This is a genomic window from Streptomyces sp. AN091965 (genome assembly GCF_022698285.1).
Lineage (GTDB): Bacteria > Actinomycetota > Actinomycetes > Streptomycetales > Streptomycetaceae > Streptomyces.
In genome coordinates this window covers 4,375,143-4,396,255 of record NZ_JALDMY010000001.1, presented here as the reverse complement: position 1 = coordinate 4,396,255, position 21,113 = coordinate 4,375,143, and the positions used below count along the sequence as shown (strand labels likewise).

At 73.9% G+C, this 21,113-nt stretch carries 19 protein-coding genes and 1 tRNA gene; 14 read left to right on the top strand and 6 right to left on the bottom strand.

Going from position 1 to position 21,113, the window contains the following annotated elements; genetic code table 11:
* Window positions 1–17 precede the first annotated feature (17 nt).
* Window positions 18–91 (top strand) — tRNA-Ala (locus MQV74_RS18355).
* Between the two features lie 78 nt (window positions 92–169).
* On the opposite strand, the gene MQV74_RS18350 is transcribed toward MQV74_RS18355, so the two are convergent.
* On the bottom strand, window positions 170–1,063 hold the full coding sequence (locus MQV74_RS18350) for a sigma-70 family RNA polymerase sigma factor (RefSeq protein ID WP_242719032.1): 894 nt from the start codon (window positions 1,061–1,063) through the stop codon (window positions 170–172).
* 75 nt (window positions 1,064–1,138) lie between these two features.
* Here MQV74_RS18350 and MQV74_RS18345 point away from each other — a divergent pair, with 75 nt between their 5' ends.
* The 3 genes from MQV74_RS18345 to MQV74_RS18335 all read left to right on the top strand — a co-directional run bounded on the left by MQV74_RS18345 (window position 1,139) and on the right by MQV74_RS18335 (window position 3,626).
* The gene (locus tag MQV74_RS18345; RefSeq protein ID WP_242719030.1) at window positions 1,139–1,846 is read left to right on the top strand and encodes an FMN-dependent NADH-azoreductase; all 708 of its coding nucleotides are present in this window, start codon (window positions 1,139–1,141) and stop codon (window positions 1,844–1,846) included.
* An 84-nt stretch (window positions 1,847–1,930) separates the two neighbouring features.
* Entirely contained in the window at window positions 1,931–2,395 is a 465-nt protein-coding gene (locus tag MQV74_RS18340; RefSeq protein WP_242719028.1) for a hypothetical protein, read from the top strand.
* 13 nt (window positions 2,396–2,408) lie between these two features.
* Entirely contained in the window at window positions 2,409–3,626 is a 1,218-nt protein-coding gene (locus MQV74_RS18335) for a sensor histidine kinase (RefSeq protein ID WP_242719026.1), read from the top strand.
* A 559-nt stretch (window positions 3,627–4,185) separates the two neighbouring features.
* On the opposite strand, the gene MQV74_RS18330 is transcribed toward MQV74_RS18335, so the two are convergent.
* Window positions 4,186–4,665: a GNAT family N-acetyltransferase gene (locus MQV74_RS18330; RefSeq protein WP_242719024.1), complete on the bottom strand. Its 480-nt coding sequence runs from the start codon at window positions 4,663–4,665 to the stop codon at window positions 4,186–4,188.
* 75 nt (window positions 4,666–4,740) lie between these two features.
* Between MQV74_RS18330 and MQV74_RS18325 the strand changes: the two genes are divergently transcribed.
* Both MQV74_RS18325 and MQV74_RS18320 read left to right on the top strand, forming a co-directional pair.
* Window positions 4,741–5,529, top strand: a complete 789-nt coding sequence (locus tag MQV74_RS18325) for an exodeoxyribonuclease III (RefSeq protein WP_242719022.1) — start codon at window positions 4,741–4,743, stop codon at window positions 5,527–5,529.
* A 144-nt stretch (window positions 5,530–5,673) separates the two neighbouring features.
* A complete protein-coding gene (locus MQV74_RS18320) occupies window positions 5,674–6,693 on the top strand; it encodes a DUF6528 family protein (RefSeq protein ID WP_242719020.1) in 1,020 nt (339 codons plus the stop codon).
* Between the two features lie 84 nt (window positions 6,694–6,777).
* Here MQV74_RS18320 and MQV74_RS18315 read toward each other — a convergent pair whose 3' ends face one another.
* Complete coding sequence (locus MQV74_RS18315; RefSeq protein WP_242728809.1) at window positions 6,778–7,404, bottom strand: MerR family transcriptional regulator; 627 nt, start codon at window positions 7,402–7,404, stop codon at window positions 6,778–6,780.
* 231 nt (window positions 7,405–7,635) lie between these two features.
* On the opposite strand from MQV74_RS18315, the gene MQV74_RS18310 reads away from it, so the two are divergent.
* Genes MQV74_RS18310 through MQV74_RS18300 form a run of 3 tightly spaced genes read left to right on the top strand, consistent with a single transcriptional unit; the run spans window position 7,636 to window position 10,990 of the window.
* Complete coding sequence (locus tag MQV74_RS18310) at window positions 7,636–9,180, top strand: flavin-containing monooxygenase (protein ID WP_242719018.1); 1,545 nt, start codon at window positions 7,636–7,638, stop codon at window positions 9,178–9,180.
* Complete coding sequence (locus MQV74_RS18305) at window positions 9,177–10,118, top strand: alpha/beta fold hydrolase (RefSeq protein ID WP_242719016.1); 942 nt, start codon at window positions 9,177–9,179, stop codon at window positions 10,116–10,118. Before MQV74_RS18310 ends, MQV74_RS18305 begins: the two co-directional genes overlap by 4 nt.
* The gene (locus tag MQV74_RS18300) at window positions 10,115–10,990 is read left to right on the top strand and encodes an SDR family oxidoreductase (RefSeq protein ID WP_242719014.1); all 876 of its coding nucleotides are present in this window, start codon (window positions 10,115–10,117) and stop codon (window positions 10,988–10,990) included. The genes MQV74_RS18305 and MQV74_RS18300 overlap by 4 nt, the downstream gene beginning before the upstream one ends.
* 216 nt (window positions 10,991–11,206) lie before the next feature.
* Here MQV74_RS18300 and MQV74_RS18295 read toward each other — a convergent pair whose 3' ends face one another.
* The gene (locus MQV74_RS18295) at window positions 11,207–11,392 is read right to left on the bottom strand and encodes a hypothetical protein (RefSeq protein ID WP_242719012.1); all 186 of its coding nucleotides are present in this window, start codon (window positions 11,390–11,392) and stop codon (window positions 11,207–11,209) included.
* 81 nt (window positions 11,393–11,473) lie between these two features.
* Window positions 11,474–14,737 carry a S41 family peptidase gene (locus MQV74_RS18290; RefSeq protein WP_242719010.1) on the bottom strand — a complete coding sequence of 1,088 codons (3,264 nt, stop codon included), beginning with the start codon at window positions 14,735–14,737 and terminating at the stop codon, window positions 11,474–11,476.
* Window positions 14,738–14,913: 176 nt separating this feature from the next.
* Here MQV74_RS18290 and MQV74_RS18285 point away from each other — a divergent pair, with 176 nt between their 5' ends.
* Together MQV74_RS18285 and MQV74_RS18280 are read left to right on the top strand one after the other, a co-directional pair.
* Entirely contained in the window at window positions 14,914–15,504 is a 591-nt protein-coding gene (locus MQV74_RS18285; protein WP_242719008.1) for a TetR/AcrR family transcriptional regulator, read from the top strand.
* Between the two features lie 100 nt (window positions 15,505–15,604).
* Window positions 15,605–17,848: an MMPL family transporter gene (locus MQV74_RS18280; RefSeq protein WP_242719006.1), complete on the top strand. Its 2,244-nt coding sequence runs from the start codon at window positions 15,605–15,607 to the stop codon at window positions 17,846–17,848.
* A 19-nt stretch (window positions 17,849–17,867) separates the two neighbouring features.
* Here the strand turns inward: MQV74_RS18280 and MQV74_RS18275 are convergent, their stop codons facing one another.
* Window positions 17,868–18,236 carry an SsgA family sporulation/cell division regulator gene (locus tag MQV74_RS18275; RefSeq protein WP_242719004.1) on the bottom strand — a complete coding sequence of 123 codons (369 nt, stop codon included), beginning with the start codon at window positions 18,234–18,236 and terminating at the stop codon, window positions 17,868–17,870.
* Between the two features lie 265 nt (window positions 18,237–18,501).
* Between MQV74_RS18275 and MQV74_RS18270 the strand changes: the two genes are divergently transcribed.
* The 3 genes from MQV74_RS18270 to MQV74_RS18260 are packed head-to-tail and all read left to right on the top strand — an operon-like array spanning window position 18,502 to window position 21,084.
* On the top strand, window positions 18,502–19,575 hold the full coding sequence (locus MQV74_RS18270; protein WP_242719002.1) for an energy-coupling factor ABC transporter permease: 1,074 nt from the start codon (window positions 18,502–18,504) through the stop codon (window positions 19,573–19,575).
* Window position 19,576: 1 nt separating this feature from the next.
* Window positions 19,577–20,338, top strand: coding sequence for a cobalt ECF transporter T component CbiQ (gene cbiQ / locus MQV74_RS18265; protein WP_242719000.1), 762 nt, complete (start codon window positions 19,577–19,579; stop codon window positions 20,336–20,338).
* The gene (locus MQV74_RS18260; protein ID WP_242718998.1) at window positions 20,326–21,084 is read left to right on the top strand and encodes an energy-coupling factor ABC transporter ATP-binding protein; all 759 of its coding nucleotides are present in this window, start codon (window positions 20,326–20,328) and stop codon (window positions 21,082–21,084) included. The genes cbiQ and MQV74_RS18260 overlap by 13 nt, the downstream gene beginning before the upstream one ends.
* Window positions 21,085–21,113 lie beyond the last annotated feature (29 nt).

Here is a 21,113-nt window from a genome sequence, read left to right as displayed (position 1 = left end):
AGTTTCACTCGTTGCAAGGGCCTGTGGCGCAGTCCGGTAGCGCACCTCGTTCGCATCGAGGGGGCCAGGGGTTCAAATCCCCTCAGGTCCACTGCACATGAAGATCCCGCCCGATCGAAAGATCGGGCGGGATCTTTGCGTTGGGCCCCCGTGCGGGGCCCGGCGGGCCTCAGTCCGGCAGGAGCGCGAGGTCGAGCGCGTGCAGGCGGGACGGGGTGGCGATCACCTCGTAGGCCGTGACGCGGCCGGACTCGATGGTGACGGTCAGGGCCAGGCGCAGCCGGCCGTGGGGGGCCACGACCAGGCCGGGGCGGCCGTTGACCAGGGCCGGGGCGGCGAACCGGGCGTTGCGGGCGAGCACCACCGTCTCGCGGGCGACGGCGTCGGCGCCGCGGATCTCCGGCCGCATGCGCGCGGACAGCGCCGCGGCCTCGGCGCGGCGGACCACGTCGGGGGCCAGGACCGCGAGCAGGGCGGTGAGGTCGCCGCCGCGGGCCGCGTTGAGGAAGGCCTCCACGACGTGCCGGTGCCGGGCCAGCTCCGCGTCGGGCAGGGCGGGGGTGCCGCGGACCTTCTGGCGGGCGCGGCTCGCGAGCTTCTTCGTGGCGGCGGTGGAGCGGTCCACGACGGGGGCGATCCGGTCGAAGGGCACCGCGAAGGTGTCGTGCAGCACGAACGCGACCCGTTCGGCGGGGCCGAGCGTGTCCAGGACCACGAGCAGGGCGCGCCCCACGGACTCGACCAGGACGGCCTCTTCCTCGGGGGTCGGCGTGGTGCGGCTGGGGACGCGGTCGAGGGCGCCCTCGTCGGACAGGAAGTCCTCGCGGCGCGACGCGCGCGTGCGCAGCATGTCGAGGCAGATGCGGGAGACGACCGTGGTCAGCCAGCCCGGGAGGTTCACGATGTCCTCGACGTCGGTGCGGCCGAGCCGCAGCCAGGTCTCCTGCACGGCGTCGTCGGCCTCGGTGGCGGAGCCGAGCATGCGGTACGCGACCGCCCGGAGGCGGCCGCGGTGCGTCTCGAAGCGGTCCGCGAGGCCGTGTTCCTCGTCCTGCTCGTCCATCGGTCACCTTTTCCCGCGTCGCTCCGTCAGGGCCGTGACGTAGCCAACCACCTTGTGGTGACAGGAGTGATGATCATGGATGAGGCCGTACGGACCGGGGCGCCGGTGCTGCTGCACCTGGACTCCAGCGCCGACCGGAGCGACGGTTCGGTGACCCGGGCGCTCGGCGCCGCGTACGCGCGCGGCTGGCTGGCCCGGCACCCGGGCGCCGAGTACCGGTACCGGGACCTGACCGCGGAGCCCGTACCGCTCGTCGGCGAGGGGTACGTCCGGCTCGGGACACGGGTGGAGCGGCAGGGCGCGCTGCCCCTGGAGAAGGTGGCCGCGCTGGCCGAGGGGGCCGACGAGGAGCGGGAGTGGGCGGCGACGCTGCCGCTGGTGACCCAGGTGCGGGCGGCCACGACCCTGCTCGTCGGGGCCCCCATGTACAACTTCTCCGTCTCCGCCGCCCTGAAGGCCTGGATCGACCGGGTCTCCTTCCCCGGCGCGTACACCGACCCGGACAGCGGGCGGCCGCTGCTCGCCGGGACCCGGGTGGTGGTGGCCGCCGCGTGCGGGGGCGGCTACGGTCCCGGCACCCCGCGCGAGGGGTGCGACTTCCAGCTGCCGTACCTGCGGGCGTACTTCGCGGCCCTCGGGGTGGCGGAGGAGAACCTGCGCGTGGTGCGGGCCGAGCTGACGCGGGCCGGGGACATTCCGGCGCTCGGGCGGTTCCGCGAGCTCGGGGAGCGGTCGCTCGCCGGGGCCCGGGAGGCGGTGGGGGAGCTGGCGCGGTCGTTCTAGGCCCGGCGGGGCCCCGCGGCCGGGCGTCCCTCCTCCGGCTGGTCTCCGCGCGTGCCCTTATGGGGTGATCGTTACATTTGACGCATGCTGGGCAGCTGCAAGAGGCGTGCCGGGGCCGTCGGCGGGACGGCGCTGGCCGTCGTGCTCGCCGGGGGCTGCGCGGAGCACGAGGGGCTGCACGTCGAGGGCTCCGCGCTCACGCCGACGCGGATCAGCGGTCCGGTGTACGTCGCCGACGCGCTGGCGCGGCCCCTCCAGCGGCCCACGGCCTTCGGTGTCACCGACGACGTGGCCATGTCCTCGCTGCGCTGGAAGGACTGGGGCGGGCCCACCGCGCGGGCCACGGGGCGGCTCAGCGGCAGCTGGTGCCTGCCGGGCTGCGGCCGGGAGCCGTACGAGGCGACGCTGACGCTCAGCGGGGTCGAGCGGGAGGACTCCGCCGCCTACTACCGGCGGGCGACCGTCGAGCCCGCGAAGCCCGAGGTGCTGCCGCCCGCCGCCGTGAACGTGCAGTTCCAGGGCATCCGGCTGATGGCGCCGGACTTCTGAGGCCGGGGCGCCCATGGGACTGCGGACGAAGATCGGCCTGGCCATCGCGGGCACGGCGGCCGTCGTGTCCGTGGTGATCGGGCTGCTCGTGCACCACCGGACCGTGGAGGCGCAGTACGACAGCGCGCGCAGTCAGGCGGGGGAGCGGCTGCGGACCGCCGTGCAGGACCACGCGGCCGGGATAGACGGCGACCGCACCCTCATCGACCCGCCCGACCTGCCCAGGCCCCTCGCGCGCGCGGCACGGGCGGGCAAGTGGGGCGTGTTCCTCGACCGGAGCGGGAAGGTGCCGCAGCTCTGGGCGGCCAGCGGGTACCGCGACGAGATCGTCGCCGTGAAGCGGCCGTACCGCTGGGAGACCGAGACGGTACGCGATCTGGACCGGGTCCTGTGGGCCGCGGGCGGCATCGGCACCGCCCTCGCGTGCGTGGCCGGGCTGTTGGTCGCGACGCGCCTCGGGCACCGGCTCACCGCGAAGGCGGACGCGGCGCAGCGGATCGCGGACGGCGATCTGACGGCCCGCCTGCCGCTGCACGGCAAGGACGAGATCACCCGGCTCGCCGCCGCCGTGAACACCATGGCGGACGCGCTCGCCGCGCGGCTGCGGGCCGAGCGTGAGGTCACCGCGAACATCGCCCACGAGCTGCGGACCCCCGTCGCGGGCATGGTCACCGCGGCGGGGCTGCTGCCGCCGGGGCGCCCCGCAGAGCTCGTACGGGAGGCCGCGGGGCGGCTGCGGGAGCTCGTCGACGACGTGATCGAGGTGGCGCGGCTCGACACGGCGGGCGAGGAGGTGCGGACGGAGGTGTGCGGGCTCGGGGACGTGGTGCGGCGGGCCGTGGGCGGGGCGGTGGGGGACGCGGAGGGGGTGTCCGTGCGGGTGGTGCGGGACGTGCGGGTGGAGACCGACCCGCGGCGGGTCGAGCGGATCGTGGCGAACCTCGTCACCAACGCGTTGCGGCACGGGCGGGTGCCGGTGGTGGTGGCGGTGGAGGGGGGTGTGGTGTCCGTGCGGGACCAGGGGGGCGGGTTTCCGGAGGCGCTGCTCGCCGGGGGGCCGCAGCGGTTTCGCACGGGGGCGGGGGAGACGGGGCTGGGGCTCGGGCTCACGATCGCGCGGGGGCAGGCGGAGGTCTTGGGCGCCTCGGTGCGCTTCGCCAATGAGGGGGGTGGGGCGGTGGCGACCCTTGACCTCAGCGGCGCGGTGCGGGCCGCCCCGGGCGGGGGGTAGCCGCCCTGGCTCTTCCCCGGGCGGGGGCCTGGTTCCACGGTTGCTCGGCGCCCGGGTGCTGTGCCCACCTGTCCCGCCCTGCGGGACGATTTGCCCACAGCGGGTGGGGCGAGGGCGTCCGCCCGCGGCGGGGAGGCGGCCCCGTCAGGGGCGCGGGGAACTGCGCGAGCGGCCACGGTGGGCTGGTAGACGGACGGCGGCCCGGCGCGGGCAGGCGCTGCACGGCTCAGCCCGGCCCGGCGAGGGGCCCGCTGGGGGTGCGGGGAACTGCGCGAGCGGCCACGGTGGGCTGGTAGACGGACGGCGGCCCGGCGCGGGCAGGCGCTGCACGGCTCAGCCCGGCCCGGCGAGGGGCCCGCTGGGGGCGCGGGGAACTGCGCGAGCGGCCACGGTGGGCTGGTAGACGGACGGCGGCCCGGCGCGGGCAGGCGCTGCACGGCTCAGCCCGGCCCGGCGAGGGGCCCGCTGGGGGCGCGGGGAACTGCGCGAGCGGCCACGGCGGGCCGGTAGACGGACGACGGCACGGCGTGGTCCGGCGTGGGCCGGGGTGGCGCGGAGCTCAGCGCAAGGGCTTGGCGTAGCAGCGGCTCAGGTCGTGGAAGCGGTAGTAGCCGAAGCGGTCGCAGAGGGCGTAGCCGCTGGAGGCGTAGAGGGCGATGGCCTCGGGCTGCTTGGTGCCGGTTTCGAGGACCATGCGGGCCCGCCCCGCCGCGCGGGCGTCCTCCTCCAGGGCGGCCAGGATCCGCCGGGCGAGCCCGAGGCCGCGCGCCTCGGGGACGACGTACATGCGCTTGATCTCGGCGTCGCCGTCCGCGTACCCCTCGCCGTTCTCGTCCATCACGCGCCAGCCGCCCGTCGCCACGGGCGCGTCCGCGGCGTCGTACGCGATGAGGTAGAGGCCGCGCGGCGGCCGGAACATCGTCGGGTCCAGCGGCGTGACGTCGCCCTCGTCCCCGTAGCGCTCGGCGTACTCGGCCTGGACACGGTCGTTGAGCTTCACGGCGTCGGGGTGGTCGAAGGCGACCCGGCGTATGTCCATGCTGTGAATCGTATCCCTATGCAGAAGGTGTGGTGGCTGCGGCGGTCGCCTCCAGTGTGCCGGTAGGGTGCCGGGATGCTCACTGTGACCAGCGTGAATGTGAACGGGCTGCGGGCCGCCGCCAAGAAGGGGTTCGTGGAGTGGCTCGACGGCACCGGCGCCGACGTGCTGTGCCTGCAGGAGGTGCGGGCCGAGCCGCAGCAGCTGCCGGAGGAGGTGCGCGCGCCCGAGGGCTGGCACGTGACGCACGCCCCGGCCGCGGCGAATGGCCGCGCGGGCGTCTCGCTGTACACGCGGCGGGAGCCGGAGCGCGTGCGGGTCGGCTTCGGGTCCGCCGAGTTCGACGGGAGCGGGCGCTATGTGGAGGCGGACCTGCCGGGCGTCACGGTCGCGAGCCTGTACCTGCCCTCGGGCGAGGTCGGCACCGAGCGGCAGGACGAGAAGATCCGGTTCATGGGGGAGTTCCTCGCCTATCTGAAGGACCTGAAGGCGCGGGCCGCGGCGGACGGCCGTGAGGTCCTCGTCTGCGGCGACTGGAACATCGCCCACCAGGAGGCGGACCTCAAGAACTGGCGCGGCAACAAGAAGAACTCCGGTTTCCTGCCGGAGGAGCGCGCCTGGATGTCGGAGGTGTTCGCCGAGTTCGGCGACGTCGTGCGCGTCCTGCACCCGGACGTCGAGGGGCCGTACTCGTGGTGGTCCTACCGGGGCCGCGCCTTCGACAACGACTCGGGCTGGCGCATCGACTACCACGTCGCGACGCCCGGCCTCGTGGGCCGCGCGGTCAAGGGCTTCGTCGAGCGGGCCGCGACGCACGACGAGCGCTGGTCGGACCACGCCCCGGTGACCGTCGTCTACGAGTAGGCCCGGGAAGCCGCCTGCTTGCGCCCTCCGGGCGAACCGCCGGTGAAAGGTCCGGCGGAGGGCTGTCCCGCCCCCGTACGGCATGGCAGATTGCGGACGCGTACATGGCGAGCGCGTCAACTGCCGGTCGGGCGAGGGGGCTTCATGGCTGCTGGTCTTTCCAGACGGAGTTTTCTGATCGGGGCGGGCGCCGCGGGCGCGCTGGGCGCGGCTCCCGCCGCGGCCGGGGCCGCGCCGCGCGGGGTGCCCCCGGGCACCCCTCCCGTGCTCGTCACCGAGCAGGCGAGCAGGCGCCTGCTCGTCCTCGACCCGCGGCGGCGGGAGTGGGACCCGGCCGCCGATCCGTCCGTCGTGCGCTGGCAGTTCTCGCCGCTCGGCGACCCGCGCTACGCGGACCTGCGGCCCGAGGCGAGCTGGGTCTACCCGTGCGAGGCCAGGCCGCGGCGGCTGCGGGGCCGCACGCTGGTCCTGACGACGGCGTCCTTCGGGTTCGTGGCCGCCGTGGAGCACCCGTCGGGCCGCCGTTACTGGGGGACCGCGATCGGCCCCGGCGACGACCTGTTCAATCCGCACTCCGCCGAACTGCTGCCCGACGGCAACGTGGCGGTCGCGTGCAGCACCGGCGCGCTGGTGCGCCTGTACGCCGCCTCGTGCGGGCCGGACGCCACGCGGTACGCGCAGGCGGGCCTCAAGGGCGCGCACGGCCTGTACTGGGACCGGGCGCGGCGCGTCCTGTGGGCGATCGGCGACGACGAACTGGTGACGTACGAGGTCGGCGAGGACCCCGCGCGGCCCGCGCTCACCCGGACCTCCGCCACGCCGCTGCCGGTGGCCGTGCCGGGGCGGACGGCGGGCGGCCACGACCTGTTCCCGGTGGCGGGGCGGCCGGGGCGGCTGTGGGTGACGACCAACGCGGCGGTGTTCCAGTACGAGAAGCGGACGGGAGCCTTCGTGCGCGACTACGCGGGCCACGAGCTGATCGACCGGGACAAGGTGAAGGCGGTCGGCAACGACCCGCGCACCGGGCAGGTGCTCAGCACCGTGCCGGAGGGCGGCCTGGGGGAGACCTGGTGGACGACGCGGGTCAGCGTGCACCGGCCGAGCGGCAGCTATCACCTGGCAGGCGGGGGGATCTACAAGGCGCGTTGGTGGCTGCCGAGCTGACCGGGCCGCAGGGCTGACCGGGCCGCAGGGCCGGAGCGGGCTGGTTCAGGGCGGCGGACCCAGGGCCGGCTCAGGGCGGCGGGCTCAGGGCCGGTTCAGGCGCCGGTCGAGAGCCAGGGAGAGCTCCGCCTCCACCACGCTCTTGGCGAGCGGGCGCAGCTCGTCCGCCGTCACCTCCGGGTGCTCGGCGGCATGCTCGACGGTGAACGCGACGAACAACTCGGCCAGCGCGTCCGCGTGTTCGCGGATGCGCCGGCCCGCCTCCATGACGGACGCCAGCGGAATGCCCTTGCGCACCAGGGCGGCCGAGGCGTCGAGCAGGCGGTTGCTGATGTGCACGATGTCGTCGCCGTCGGTGCCCAGATAGCCGAACTCCATCGCGGCCGCCAGGTTCTCCGGGGTGACCTGGCCCGCGAAGCGGTCGGCCAGCTCCTCGGGCGTGAGGCGGACCGGGGTCTCCTCCGACGGGCCGTCGATGCCGAGGAGTTCGGCCACGTCGCGGCCCTTCTCGAAGGCCTCGGCCAGCTCGGCGATGCCCTGGAGGGTGTGGCCGCGCTCCAGCAGGGCGGCGATGGTGCGCAGACGGGCCAGGTGGTGGTCGTCGTACCAGGCGATGCGGCCCGCGCGGCGCGGGGGCGGGATGAGGCCGCGCTCGCGGTAGAAGCGCACGGTGCGCACGGTGATCCCGGCCGCCGCGGCGAGTTCGTCCATGCGGTACTCGCGCACCGGCGGTCGGTCGCCGCCCGTGCCCGTCGCCCCTGCCGTCCCGTCCGTCACCGCGTCCGCCCCGTCTCCTGCCACAACCCGCACCCTATGCGCAGGCCCGAGTCCTACCGTCGGTAACTTTCCCCCGTCGACCCCTACCCACGAGTACGGAGCTGCTCTACGCTCCGATTGTGCCAGCGATTACTGGCAGAGTCATGGACTTCGGGAGGCGGCGGCATGGCCGAGCGCAAGCGGGTACGCGACAAGGCGCACGAGCACGTCCGGGTGGCGGTGATCGGATCCGGGTTCGGCGGCCTCGGGGCGGCCGTGCGACTGCGCCGCGAGGGCGTCACCGACTTCGTCGTCCTGGAGCGCGCGGGCGCGGTCGGCGGCACCTGGCGCGACAACAGCTATCCGGGCTGCGCCTGCGACGTGCCGTCCCATCTGTACTCGTTCTCCTTCGCGCCCAACCCCGACTGGCCGCGCACCTTCTCCGGCCAGGAGCACATCTGGGACTACCTGGAACGGGTCGCCGACACCTTCCGGCTGCGGCCGCACATCCGCCTCGACACCGAGGTCCGCGGGGCGCGCTGGAACGGCGAGCGGCTGCTGTGGGAGCTTCGGACCAGCCAGGGGCACCTCACCGCCGATGTCGTGGTCTCCGCCACCGGGCCGCTGTCCGACCCGAAGACGCCCGACATCCCCGGCCTCGACACCTTCCCCGGCAAGGTCTTCCACTCCGCCCGCTGGGACCACGACTACGACCTGCGCGGCAAGCGCGTCGCGATGATCGGCACCGGGGCGTCCGCGATCCAGATCGTGCCGGAGATCCAGCGTGACGTACGCCGCCTCACGCTCTTCCAGCGCACGCCGCCGTGGGTCATGCCGCGCGCCGACCGGGACATCACCGGGGCCGAGCGCTGGCTGCACCGGCAGCTGCCGTTCACCACGCAGCTGCGGCGCGGCCTGCTGTGGGGCATCCGCGAGCTCCAGGTGCAGGCGTTCACCAAGCGGCCGAACGAACTGGGCCTGGTCGAGAGCATCGCCAAGCGGAACATGGCGCGCGCCATCAAGGACCCGGAGCTGCGCGCCAAGCTGACGCCGACGTACCGCATCGGCTGCAAGCGCATCCTGCTGTCCAACAGCTACTACCCGGCGCTCGCGCAGCCGCACGTGGACGTGGTCGCGAGCGGCCTCGCGGAGGTGCGCGGCTCCACGGTCGTGGCCGCCGACGGCACCGAGGCCGAGGTCGACGCGATCGTCTTCGGCACCGGCTTCCACGTCACGGACATGCCGATCGCCGACCGCGTGGTGGGCGACGACGGCCACACGCTCATGGAGACCTGGAAGGACGGCATGAAGGCGCTGCGCGGCGCGACCGCGGCGGGCTTCCCCAACTTCCTCACCGTCATCGGCCCGAACACCGGCCTGGGCAACTCCTCCATGATCCTCATGATCGAGTCCCAGCTGAACTACCTGGCCGACTACCTGCGGCAGTTGGACGTCCTCGGCGGCCGGGCCGCCCTCGCCGCCCGGCCGAGCGCGGTCGACGCGTGGAACCGCCGCGTGCAGGAGCGCATGAAGCGCACCGTGTGGAACACCGGCGGCTGCACCAGCTGGTACCTGGACGCCAACGGCGTCAACACGACGGTCTGGCCCGGCACGACGACGGAGTTCCGCACGGCGACGCGCAGCGTGGACCTGAACGAGTACGAGGTGCTGCGGCCCCCGGCCGCGTCCCCCGCCGACCGGGGCGGCCGCGCCCTTGAGGTCTCCGCGTGAGGGGCCGCGGGCACGCCCTGGTCGGTCCGTTCGCGCCGCCCCTCGCCGCGCGCGAGCTGAGCGCCGTGTCGGCCGACGGCACCCGGCTGCACGTCGAGGCGCACGGGCCCGACGGCGCGCCCGCCGTGGTCCTCGTCCACGGCTGGACCTGCTCGACCGCGTTCTGGGCCGCGCAGATCCGGGCCCTGTCGGCCACGCGCCGCGTCATCGCGTACGACCAGCGCGGGCACGGGCGCAGCGAAGTGCCGGTGGAGGCCGCCGGATACAGCACGCGGGCGCTCGCCGACGACCTGGAGGCCGTGCTCGCCGCGACGCTCGCGCCCGGCGAGCGGGCGGTGCTCGTCGGGCACTCCATGGGCGGCATGACGCTGATGGCGGCGGCCGCGCGGCCCGGGGTGCGCGCGCACGCGGCGGCGGCGCTGCTGTGCAGCACGGGCAGCTCGCGCCTGGTCGCCGAGTCGACGGTGCTGCCGCTGCGGGCGGGCGCGGCACGGACCCTGCTCACCCGGCGGGTGCTTGCCGCGCGGGCGCCGATGGGCCCGGTCACGCCGCTCGCCCGCAGGCTGCTCAAGTACGCCACGATGGGCCCCGGTTCGGCCCCCGAGCGGGTCGAGGCGTGCGCGCGGATCGTGCACGCGTGCCCGCGCGTGCCGCGGTACCGCTGGGCGCACGTGCTCGACGGCCTTCGGCTCGACGCCGGGCTCGCCGACCTGACGGTGCCCACGGCCGTGCTCGCCGGGACCGCGGACCGGCTGACGCCCCTCGTCCACGCGCGGCGGCTCGCGGCGGCGCTGCCAGAGTGCACCGGCCTGACCGAGCTGGTGGGGATCGGCCACATGACACCCGTGGAGGCGCCGGAGGCCGTGACGCGGGCCGTCGCGGAACTCGCCGACACGTATCTGGACGGAACGTCCGCACGACTGAAGGAGGGCGCGTGAGCAAGGTCAGCCTGGAGGGACAGGTCGCGGTCGTCACGGGTGCGGCGCGGGGGGTCGGTGAACTCCTCGCCCGCAAGCTGTCGGCACGCGGCGCGCGCGTCGCGCTCGTGGGCCTGGAGCCGGAGGAGCTGAAGCGGGTCAGCGGGCGGCTGCACACCGAGAGCGACTTCTGGTACGCGGACGTCACCGACCACGAGGCGATGGCGCGGGTGGCGGCGGAGGTCAAGGAGCGCTTCGGCAAGGCCGACGTCGTGGTCGCCAACGCGGGCGTCGCCAGCGGCGGGCCCTTCATGGACTCGGACCCCGTCGCCTGGCGGCGGGTCATCGAGGTCAACCTGATCGGCAGCGCGGTGACGGCGCGGGCGTTCCTGCCCGTGCTCGCCGAGAGCCGGGGCTATCTGCTGCAGATCGCCTCGCTCGCGGCGATGACTCCGGCGCCGATGATGACCGCGTACTGCGCGTCCAAGTCCGGCGTGGAGGCGTACGCGCACGCGCTGCGGGCCGAGGTCGGGTACAAGGGCGTGAAGGTGGGGGTCGGGTACCTGTCCTGGACGGACACCGACATGGTGCGGGGGGCCGACCAGGACGACGTGATGCGGGAGTTGCGGCAGCGCCTTCCGTGGCCGTCCAACAAGACCTATCCGCTGGGGCCCGCGGTCGACCGGCTCGTGGCGGGGATCGAGCGGCGCTCCGCCCACGTCTACGGGCAGTGGTGGCTGCGGGGGATGCAGGGGGCGCGGCCCTATCTGCCCGGGATCATCGCAGGGGTCGGGCAGCGCGAGATGCGGCGTCTGGAGCCGCGGCTCGGGCAGGTGTCCAGGGGCCTGGTCGGCGCGGGCGGCTCCGCCGACGAGGCCGTCCGGCCCCACTGACAGCCCGGGCCGCACCTTGGCCTCGGGCCCTGGCGGGACGGCTGGGCGGCACCTCGGCGCTGTGCCCACCCGTCCGCGGGGCGCGGGGGTGGTCCCACCGCCCGCCCCCACCGGGCGGCAGCGCTCCGCGTCGGGGCCGGGCAGGCGAAAGCCGGGGCATGAAAGGGCGGGTGGGTGGGAGGAAACCCCACTCACCCGCCCAAGCACAGCGCAGCGTTACGCGTCGTAGTCGCGGTTGAACCGGTCCTCCGCCTCGCGCTGCGCGTCGTCCAGGGAGTCCTGCGACTGCTCGCGCGCCTGCGAGGACCGCTCGCCCGCCTCGCTCCGCCCCCGCTGCGCGGCCTGCTTGGCCTTTTCGGAGAGCTCCTGCGCCTTGTCCTGGAACTGGTCCTTGATGCCCATGAAGTTTCACTCCCAATGTGGGTGAGGGGATTGGGCCTCGACCAGCCTGACACGCACCGACATCCCACGCATGTCGGACAGTTACGCTCCGTTCGCCCCCCGCGGCGGGAGCGGGGGCCGCCGCCGGTCGGGCACGTCGTCGTACCCGGGAGGGACGGCCGCGGGGCGCGCGGCGAGGAGGTCGAGCGCGACCCGCACCGCGTCGTCGAGCTGGGCGTGGCGCCCCTCGGCCCAGTCGAGCGGGGTGCGCAGCACGGCGAGGTCGGGCTCGACGCCGTGGTTCTCCATGCTCCAGCCGTACGCGTCGAACCAGCCCGCGTTCATCGGCACGGTGATCACCGTGCCGTCGCCGAGCGCGTGCCGCCCGGTCATGCCGACGACGCCGCCCCAGGTCCGCTGCCCCACCACGGGCCCGAGCCCGAGGAGTTTGAACACGGCCGTGATCATGTCGCCGTCGGACGAGGTCGCCTCGTCCGCGAGGGCCACCACGGGGCCCCGGGGCGCGCTGGACGCGTACGACACGGGCTGCGCGTCGCGCGTGAGGTCCCAGCCCAGGATCTTCCGGGTCAGCTTCTCCACGACGAGTTCGCTGATGTTCCCGCCCGCGTTGCCGCGCACGTCGACGATCAGCGCGGGCCGGGAGACCTCCAGGCGCAGATCGCGGTTGAACTGGGCCCAGCCGGAGCCGCCCATGTCGGGGATGTGCAGATAGCCGCACTTGCCGCCGCTGAGGTCCCGTACGACACCGCGGCGTTTGGCGACCCAGTCCTGGTAGCGCAGCGGCCGCTCGTCGATCAGCGGTACGACGGCGACGCGCCGGGCGCGGCCCTCGCCCTCGGCGGGCTGGAAGGTCAGCTCCACGGTGGTCCCGCCCGCCGCGGCGAGCAGCGGGGACGGGCCGGTCACCGGGTCCACCGGGCGCCCGTCCACGTGCGTGAGCACGGCGCCCTCCCGGATGCCCGAACCGGCCAGTGGGGAGCGCGCCTTGGAGTCGGAGGACTCGCCGGGCAGGATGCGCTTGACCATCCAGCCGTCGTCGCGGCGCACGAGGTTGGCGCCGAGCAGGCCGATGGCGCGCTGGTAGTGGGCGGGGCCCTCGTTGCGCCGGGCGGCGCTCACGTAGGCGTGGGAGGTGCCCAGCTCGCCGAGGACCTCCCGGAGCAGGTCGGCGAACTCGTCGGGCGACGCGACGCGCTCCACGAGCGGCCGGTACTGGTCGAGGACGGCGTCCCAGTCGATGCCGCACATCCCGGGGTCCCAGAAGTAGGCGCGGATCAGCCGGCCCGCCTCGTCGAAGGACTGGCGCCACTCGGCGGCCGGGTCGACGTCGTGCAGGATGCGCCGCAGGTCGATCCAGACCGTGGTGTCGCCGTCGCCGGACTCCGTGGACGGCACGGCCCGCAGCTCGCCCTCGTCGACGACGACGAGCCTGCTGCCGTCGCCGCTGAGCGCGAACCAGTCGAGGTGGTCGACGAGTTCGGACTTCTTGGCCTTGGTGATGTTGAAGTACTCAAGGGTCGGCCGTCCCGAGGTGTCGGCCGGATTGGCGAAGGTCTCACCGAGGGCGCCCGAGATCGGCCAGCGCAGCCACACCAGGCCGCCGCCGCTCACCGGGTAGAGGGCCGAGTACTTGGACGCGGCCACCGGGAACGGCGTCACCCGGCTCTCCAGGCCCTCCGCCTCCACGGTCACCTGCCCGTCCCGGGACTCGTCGTCGTCCGGGTCGAGCCCGCCCGCCGCGGGCCGCCCGTCCGGGAGGAGCGCGAAGGGGGAGGGGGTGGCGGAGGACAGCGGGACGAGATAGGGGCGGCAGCCGAGCGGGAAGGACAGGTCGCCGGTGTGCACGTCGTAGACGGGGTCGAAGCCGCGCCAGGACAGGAAGGCCAGATAGCGGCCGTCCCGGGTGAACACCGGGTTCTCGTCCTCGAAGCGGCCGTTGGTGACGTCGATGACCGTGCGCGCCCCCGGGCCCTCGATCCGGGCCAGCTTGATCTGCCGCAGGGAGCGGCCGATGCCGGGGTGCGACCAGGTGAGCCAGGCGCCGTCGGGGGAGAAGGCGAGGTCGCGCACCGGTCCGTTGAGGGACCGGATCAGCTCGGTGACCTCGCCGTTGGAGTCCTCCGTCGCGTCCACGAGGAGCAGGCGTCCGTCGTGCGAGGCGATGGCGAGCCGCTCGCCGTCGGGGTCGGACACCAGCTCCAGGACCCGTCCGAGCTCCCCGGACGCGAGGCGGCGCGGCTCGCGCTCGCCGCTGGCCCGGGGCAGATAGGCGATCTCGATCGCGTCCTCGCCCTCGGCGTCGGTGACGTAGGCGACCTGTCCGCCGGTGCCGAGCATCTCGGGGAGCCGGACGCGGACGCCGGGGGTGTCGGCGATGGTGCGGGCGGGGCCGTCGCGGTGGGTCAGCCAGTACAGGCTGCCCCGGACCACGACCGCGCTCGCCCGGCCTGTGGTGTCCACGGAGAGGGCGTCGACGTGGTGGGCGGCGGGCACCTGGTAGGTGCGCCGGCCCGCGCGCGGGCCGCCGATGGTCACCGGGACGCGGCGCGGCACCGAGTCGGGGGCCAGGTCCTCCACGAGCCAGATCTCGCCCGCGCACTGGTAGACGACGCGGGTGCCGTCGCTGGCCGCGTGCCGGGCGTAGAAGGCGTCGTGGTCGGTGTGGCGCCGCAGGTCCTTGCCGTCGGGCAGGCACGAGTAGAGGTTGCCGACGCCCTCGTGGTCGGAGAGGAAGGCGAGGCGCCCGGCCACGAACATGGGCGCGTCCAGATGCCCTTCGAGGTCCTTCAGGACGTGCTCGCCGTGCAGCCACAGCCGGCCCGTGGCGCCGCCCCGGTAGCGCTTCCAGGCGGCGGGCTCGTGCGGCGGCTTGCCGGTCAGGAGCAGCGTCTTGCGCTCGCCGTCGAGGTCGTCGACGGCGATGTCGTGGACCGGCCCCCAGGGCAGCTTGCCGCCGGGGGAGCCGTCGGTGGGCACGCTGTAGGCCCAGCAGAAGTGCGAGAAGGGCTGGCCGTGCGAGGACACGGCGAGGATCTGCCCGTCGGGCGTCCAGCCGCAGACCCGGGTGTCCGGGGAGCCCCAGTAGGTCAGGCGCCGCGCGGCCCCGCCGTCCACCGGCGCGAGGTGGATCTCCGGGTCGAGACTGCGCCAGCTCGTGTACGCGATGTGGCGGCCGTCCGGGGCGAAGCGGGGGTGGCCGAGCTTGGTGCGGTCGGCCGTCACCCGCCAGGCCCGGCCCGGTGGGGCGCCCGCCGCGGCGAGCGGGGCCACCCACAGGTCGTCCTCGGCGACGAAGCAGAGCCGGTCGCCGCTGATGTGGGGGAAGCGGAGGTACGCCTGGGTCACGTCCCCATGCTTTGCCGAGCTTGTTGGTCCAGCAACTTTTTCGGCGGCGCCGCGCCGGTCGCCCTGGTGAACGAAACCGTTTCGTTCCTGTGATGGAGCACACGTACGAAACCGTTTCGTTTCGCTAGTGGCGGCCCGTAGAGTAAGGGGGCAGGCGGCACAGGAAGGCGACGGTCATGGCGGAAGCGGTAGCGGCCCGGCGCAGCCGGATCACCCCCGAGCGGGAGGCCGAGCTGTACGAGGCCGTGCTCGACCTGGTCCGCGAGGTCGGGTACGAGGGCCTCACCATGGACGCCGTCGCCGCGCGCACGCACTCCAGCAAGGCCACGCTCTACCGCCAGTGGGGCGGCAAGATCCAGCTGGTCGCGCGGGCGCTCAAGCACAACCAGCGCGGGTCCGTCGCCGACATCGACACCGGTTCGCTGCGCGGCGACTTCCACGCGATGGTCGCCCGCGCGGACGACTGCCAGATGGAGAGCGACGCCCTGCTCCTGCGCAGCATGGCGCACGCCGCGTACAAGGACCCTGAGCTCGGCCAGGCGCTCAGGGAGCTGTTCGTCGAGCCCGAGCTCAAGGCGTTCGACGACCTGCTGCGGCGGGCCGTGGAGCGCGGCGAGGTCCCCGCCGACCACCCGGCCCTCGACTACGTCATCTACATGCTCGCCGGTGTCTACAACGCCCGCGAGAACATCGACGGCCGCCCCATGGACCGCGCCTTCCTCGGCGCCTACGTGGACGCCGTGATCCTGCCCGTGCTCGGCGTCTAGCCGGGCACACCCCCGATCCCACCTGACGCGACCGCTCACGTCGTCGGGCTGGTTCCCCCTGCCCATCCACCACCACGACCTGACCGGGAGATACGTTCTCGTGGCCACCTTTCTCTACAAACTAGGGCGAACCGCCTTCCGGCGGCGGCACTTCGTCACTCTGATCTGGATCGCGCTGCTCACCCTCGCCGGGGTCGGCGCCGCGTCCGCGCCCACCGCCGCGTCCAGCTCCTTCTCGATACCGGGCACGGAGGCACAGAAGGCCTTCGACCTCCTGGAGCAGCGCGCCCCCGAGGCCAGCGCCGACGGCGCCGCCGCCCGCGTGGTGTTCAAGGCGCCGGACGGCGAGAAGGTCACCGACCCGGCCAACAAGGCCGCGATCAGCAAGACCGTGACCGCGCTCAAGTCCGGCTCGGACCAGGTGGCGCGCGCCGACGACCCGTTCGCGGCCAAGACGGTCTCCAAGGACGGCACCACGGCCTACGCGTCGGTGACGTACAAGGTCACCTCCATGGAGCTGTCCGACGACAGCCGGGACGCCCTGGAGAAGACCACCGACAAGGCCCGCACCGGCGGCATGACCGTCGAGGTCGGCGGCGACGCGCTCCAGGCCGTGCCGCACACCGGCGCCACGGAGATCATCGGCATCGCCGTCGCCGCCGTCGTCCTTGTCATCACCTTCGGCTCGCTCGTTGCGGCCGGGCTTCCGCTGCTCACCGCCCTGATCGGCGTCGGCATCGGCGTCTCGTCGATCACCGCGCTCGCCAGCGCGCTCGACCTCGGTACGACCACGTCGACGCTCGCCATGATGATCGGCCTCGCGGTCGGCATCGACTACGCCCTGTTCATCGTCTCGCGCTACCGCGCCGAGCTGGCCGAGGGCCGCGACCGCGAGGACGCGGCGGGCCGGGCCGTCGGCACGGCGGGCTCCGCGGTGGTCTTCGCCGGTCTGACGGTGGTCATCGCGCTGGTCGGGCTCGCGGTCGTCAACATCCCGATGCTCACCAAGATGGGCGTCGCGGCGGCAGGCACCGTCGCCATCGCCGTCCTGATCGCACTCACCCTGGTCCCGGCGCTGCTCGGGTACGCGGGCCGCAAGGTCAGGCCCGCGGGCGTGAAGGGCAAGCGGTTCGGCCGCGGCGCGAAGGCCGCGCCGCGGGCCGCGGAGTCCGCCGCGCCCGCGAAGGAGAACCTCGGCACCCGCTGGGCCCGCTTCGTGGTCCGCCGCCCGCTCGCCGTCCTGCTGCTCGGCGTGCTCGGCCTCGGCGCCGCCGCGGTGCCGGTCGCCGGCCTCGAACTCGGCCTGCCCGACGACGGCGCGCAGCCCACCTCCACCACCCAGCGCAAGGCCTACGACCTCATCGCGGACGGCTTCGGCCCCGGCTACAACGGCCCGCTGATGACGGTCACCGACCTCAAGGGCGTCGCCGACCCCAAGGGCGAGGCCGCCGCCGTCGCCAAGAAGATCGGCGGCCTGGACGACGTGCTCACGGTGAGCCCGCCGGTGTTCAACAAGGCGGGCGACACCGCGATCATCAGCGTCGTGCCGTCCTCCAAGCCGAGCGGCACCGAGACCGAGGACCTCGTCCACGCGATCCGCGACGAGGCCGAGGACGTCAAGGCCGACAGCGGCGCCGACGTCATGGTCACCGGCACCACGGCCATGAACATCGACGTCTCGCAGAAGCTCAACGACGCGCTGATCCCGTACCTCGCGCTGGTCGTGGGCCTCGCCTTCCTGCTCCTGATCGTCGTCTTCCGCTCGGTCCTCGTCCCGCTCAAGGCGGCGCTCGGCTTCCTGCTCTCGGTGCTCGCCGCGCTCGGCGCCGTGGTCGCGGTCTTCCAGTGGGGCTGGCTCGGCTCGCTGTTCGGCGTGGAGCAGACCGGCCCGATCATGAGCATGATGCCGATCTTCATGGTGGGCGTCGTCTTCGGCCTCGCGATGGACTACGAGGTGTTCCTGGTGACCCGGATGCGCGAGGCGTACGTCCACGGGGAGAGCCCCGAGGACGCGATCGTCACCGGCTTCAAGTACGGCGCGCGGGTCGTGACGGCGGCCGCCGTCATCATGATCGCCGTCTTCGCGGGCTTCATCGGCTCCGGCGAGCAGATGGTCAAGATGATCGGATTCGGCCTCGCGATCGCGGTCTTCTTCGACGCGTTCATCGTGCGCATGGCGATCGTCCCGGCCGTGCTCGCGCTCCTCGGCCGCAGGGCCTGGAGCCTGCCGCGCTGGCTCGACAGGGCGCTGCCGAACGTGGACGTCGAGGGCGAGGGCCTGAAGGACATGGCGCCCCCGGCCACCGGCGACCGCGACGGGCGGCGGGAGCCCGTGGGCGTGTGACGCCCGCGCCCCCGGGCGCTCAGTGACTGACCGGCGTGGCGGCCGTGTACGTACGACGCAGGAAGCGCACCAGCGCGGACGAGTCGAACTGCACGACCGCCACGCCGTTCGGCGTGTGGAACTCCACCACCGCCTGCACCCGCCCGCACGGCCAGATCCGTACGTCGCCCTCGGCCGCCGGGGCCCTCAGCCCCCGCTCCAGGAGGTCGCGGTCGAGGACCCAGTCGGGTGCTCCGGGGTGGTCCGCGGCCACCGTGCCGGGCAGGCCGATGCGCACGGAAGCCGGGTCGGCGTCCGGGTCGTACCGCAGGGCGACGGGGACGACGACGTGGTCGTCGGGGGAGTCGGTGACGAGGTGGGCCCGGGTGACTTGTTCGACCACTGACATGGCTCTGTCCTCTCGTCGTCCCGGCCCGCGCACAGGCGGAAGCCCTCTCCCCAATGTCGCATATGTACAGATGTTGAGGCGTTTGGAGGGGCGCTGTTCCGGGGCGCGGGCGGGGGCGCGTATTGGTGCTCCTGCGCTCTTGCGACCTTTTCGCAGGAGCGCACATCATTGAAAGGTTCACGAGCGTCCCGCTCGGGAGCGATCCGCTCATTTCGCGTGAGTGCCTCCCCACGCTCACGACATGCACCTTTCCAGGAGCGCGCGCATGCATGTCCCCGATGGATTCATCAACGCTCCCGTATCCGCCGCCGCGGGCGTCGCCGCGGTGGGTGCCGTCGCCGTCGCGCTGCGCGGGGCGCGACGTGAATTGGACGAACGCACGGCGCCGCTCGCGGGTCTCGTGGCGGCCTTCATCTTCGCCGTGCAGATGCTGAACTTCCCCGTCGCCGCCGGGACGAGCGGCCACCTCCTCGGCGGCGCCCTGGCGGCGATACTCGTGGGCCCCTACACAGGGGTCCTGTGCGTCTCCGTGGTGCTGCTCATGCAGGGCGTCCTGTTCGCGGACGGCGGCCTGACCGCGCTCGGCGTGAACATCACGGTCATGGCGGTCGTCACCACGGTCGTGGCGTACGCGGTCTTCCGGGGCCTGGCGAAGGTCCTGCCGCGCGGCCGCCGCTCGCTCACCGCCGCCGCGTTCACGGCGGCCCTGCTCTCCGTGCCGGCCGCGGCCGCCGCCTTCACCCTCATCTACGCCGTCGGCGGCACCACCGACGTGCCGATCGGCAAGGTCGCCACCGCCATGGTCGGCGTCCACGTCCTCATCGGCGTCGGCGAGGCCGCCATCACCGCGCTCACGGTCGGCGCGGTGATCGCCGTGCGGCCCGACCTGGTGCACGGCGCCCGCGGCCTGACCGCGCCGCTCAAGCTGCGCGTGGGGGGCGCACTCGTCGACGCGCCCGCCGCCGCCCCCGCCCCCGTGGCCCGCTCCCACCGCAAGCTGTGGGCCGCGGGCCTGGTCGCCTCGCTGGCCCTCGCCGGATTCGTCTCCTTCTACGCCTCCACGAACCCCGACGGCCTGGAGAAGGTCGCCCACGACAAGGGCATCGACCGCAAGGAGGAGGAGCACGCCGCCAAGGACTCGCCCTTCTTCGACTACAGCGTGGAGGGCATCACCGACGCCCGCCTCTCCGGCGGCCTCGCGGGCGTCATCGGCGTCGGCGTGACCGTCGTCGCGGGCACCGGCGTCTTCTGGGCGGTGCGCAGGCGGCGCGCCCCGCACGCGGACCAGGCGGACCCGGCGGGGACGGCCGCCGTGGCCGAGCCCGCCGAGAGCGCCTGACGTGGGCGCGGGCCACGCGCACCGCCTGTACCGCCACGGCCGCTCCCCGGTGCACACGCTGCCGCCGCACGCCAAGCTCACCGCCGTCCTCTGCTTCGTGGTCGTGGTGGTGTCCACCCCGCGCGAGGCGCTCTGGGCCTTCGCCGCGTACGCCGCGCTGCTCGCGACCGTCGCGTACGCGGCCCGCGTGCCGCCCCCGTTCCTCCTGAAGCGGCTGCTGATCGAGATCCCCTTCGTGGGGTTCGCGCTGCTCCTTCCGTTCGTCGCGCAGGGCGAGCGCGTGCACGTCCTCGGCCTCTCGCTCAGCGAGAGCGGCCTGTGGGGCGCGTGGAACGTCCTCGCCAAGGGCACCCTCGGCGTCGCCGCCTCGGTGCTGCTCGCCGCCACCACGGAGCTGCGCGAACTGCTCCTCGGCCTCCAGCGCCTGCGGCTCCCGCCGCTCCTCGTGCAGATCGCCTCCTTCATGATCCGCTACGGCGACGTCATCGCCGACGAGATGCGCCGCATGCGCATCGCGCGCGAGTCCCGCGGCTTCGAGGCCCGCGGCGTACGCCAGTGGGGCGTGCTCGCCAAGTCCGCGGGGGCGCTGTTCATCCGCTCCTACGAACGGGGCGAGCGCGTGCACCTGGCGATGGTGAGCCGGGGCTACACGGGCTCCATGCCGGTCATCGACGAGGTGACGGCGAGCCGCGCCCAGTGGTCGTACGCCCTCGCCCTGCCCGTGGCCGCCCTCGTCGTCTGCCTGTTGGGATGGACCCTGTGACCGCTTCCCTGGAGGTCTCCGGCCTCGCCTACGCCTACCCCGACGGTCACCAGGCCCTGTTCGGCGTGGACCTGACCCTCACCCGCGGCGAGCGCGTCGCCCTGCTCGGGCCGAACGGCGCGGGCAAGACGACGCTCGTGCTCCACCTCAACGGCATCCTCACCGCGGGCGCCGGGACCGTCACCGTGGCCGGACTGCCCGTCGGCAAGCGGCACATGGCGGAGATCCGCCGCAAGGTCGGCATCGTCTTCCAGGACCCGGACGACCAGCTGTTCATGCCGACCGTGCGCGAGGACGTCGCCTTCGGCCCCGCGGCGGCGGGCCTGCGCGGCCCGGAGCTCGAAGCACGGGTGCACCAGGCGCTCGCCCGGGTCGGCATGGACGGGTACGCCGACCGACCGCCGCACCACCTCTCCTTCGGCCAACGGCGCCGAGTCGCCGTGGCGACGGTCCTCGCGATGGAGCCGGAGATCCTGGTCCTGGACGAGCCCTCGTCGAACCTCGACCCGGCCTCGCGCCGCGAACTCGCCGACATCCTGCGGGCGTTGGACGTCACCGTCCTCATGGTCACGCACGACCTTCCGTACGCGCTCGAACTGTGCCCCAGGGCGCTGGTCCTCAGCGAGGGCGTCATCGCGGCCGACGGCGCCACCGGCGAGCTGCTCGCCGACGAGGAGCTGATGCGCAGCCACCGCCTGGAACTTCCCTTCGGCTTCGATCCGAAGACAGCGGGGGCGGCCCGCTAGCGGAATCTTCGGCGGCGCGGGGAGGTTGG

Coding starts and splice junctions, on each gene's coding strand:
- MQV74_RS18350 (WP_242719032.1), bottom strand. CDS start 1,063: ATGGACGAGCAGGACGAGGAACACGGCCTCGCGGACCGCTTCGAGACG.
- MQV74_RS18345 (WP_242719030.1), top strand. CDS start 1,139: ATGGATGAGGCCGTACGGACCGGGGCGCCGGTGCTGCTGCACCTGGAC.
- MQV74_RS18340 (WP_242719028.1), top strand. CDS start 1,931: ATGCTGGGCAGCTGCAAGAGGCGTGCCGGGGCCGTCGGCGGGACGGCG.
- MQV74_RS18335 (WP_242719026.1), top strand. CDS start 2,409: ATGGGACTGCGGACGAAGATCGGCCTGGCCATCGCGGGCACGGCGGCC.
- MQV74_RS18330 (WP_242719024.1), bottom strand. CDS start 4,665: ATGGACATACGCCGGGTCGCCTTCGACCACCCCGACGCCGTGAAGCTC.
- MQV74_RS18325 (WP_242719022.1), top strand. CDS start 4,741: ATGCTCACTGTGACCAGCGTGAATGTGAACGGGCTGCGGGCCGCCGCC.
- MQV74_RS18320 (WP_242719020.1), top strand. CDS start 5,674: ATGGCTGCTGGTCTTTCCAGACGGAGTTTTCTGATCGGGGCGGGCGCC.
- MQV74_RS18315 (WP_242728809.1), bottom strand. CDS start 7,404: ATGGACGAACTCGCCGCGGCGGCCGGGATCACCGTGCGCACCGTGCGC.
- MQV74_RS18310 (WP_242719018.1), top strand. CDS start 7,636: ATGGCCGAGCGCAAGCGGGTACGCGACAAGGCGCACGAGCACGTCCGG.
- MQV74_RS18295 (WP_242719012.1), bottom strand. CDS start 11,392: ATGGGCATCAAGGACCAGTTCCAGGACAAGGCGCAGGAGCTCTCCGAA.
- MQV74_RS18285 (WP_242719008.1), top strand. CDS start 14,914: ATGGCGGAAGCGGTAGCGGCCCGGCGCAGCCGGATCACCCCCGAGCGG.
- MQV74_RS18275 (WP_242719004.1), bottom strand. CDS start 18,236: ATGTCAGTGGTCGAACAAGTCACCCGGGCCCACCTCGTCACCGACTCC.
- MQV74_RS18270 (WP_242719002.1), top strand. CDS start 18,502: ATGCATGTCCCCGATGGATTCATCAACGCTCCCGTATCCGCCGCCGCG.
- MQV74_RS18260 (WP_242718998.1), top strand. CDS start 20,326: ATGGACCCTGTGACCGCTTCCCTGGAGGTCTCCGGCCTCGCCTACGCC.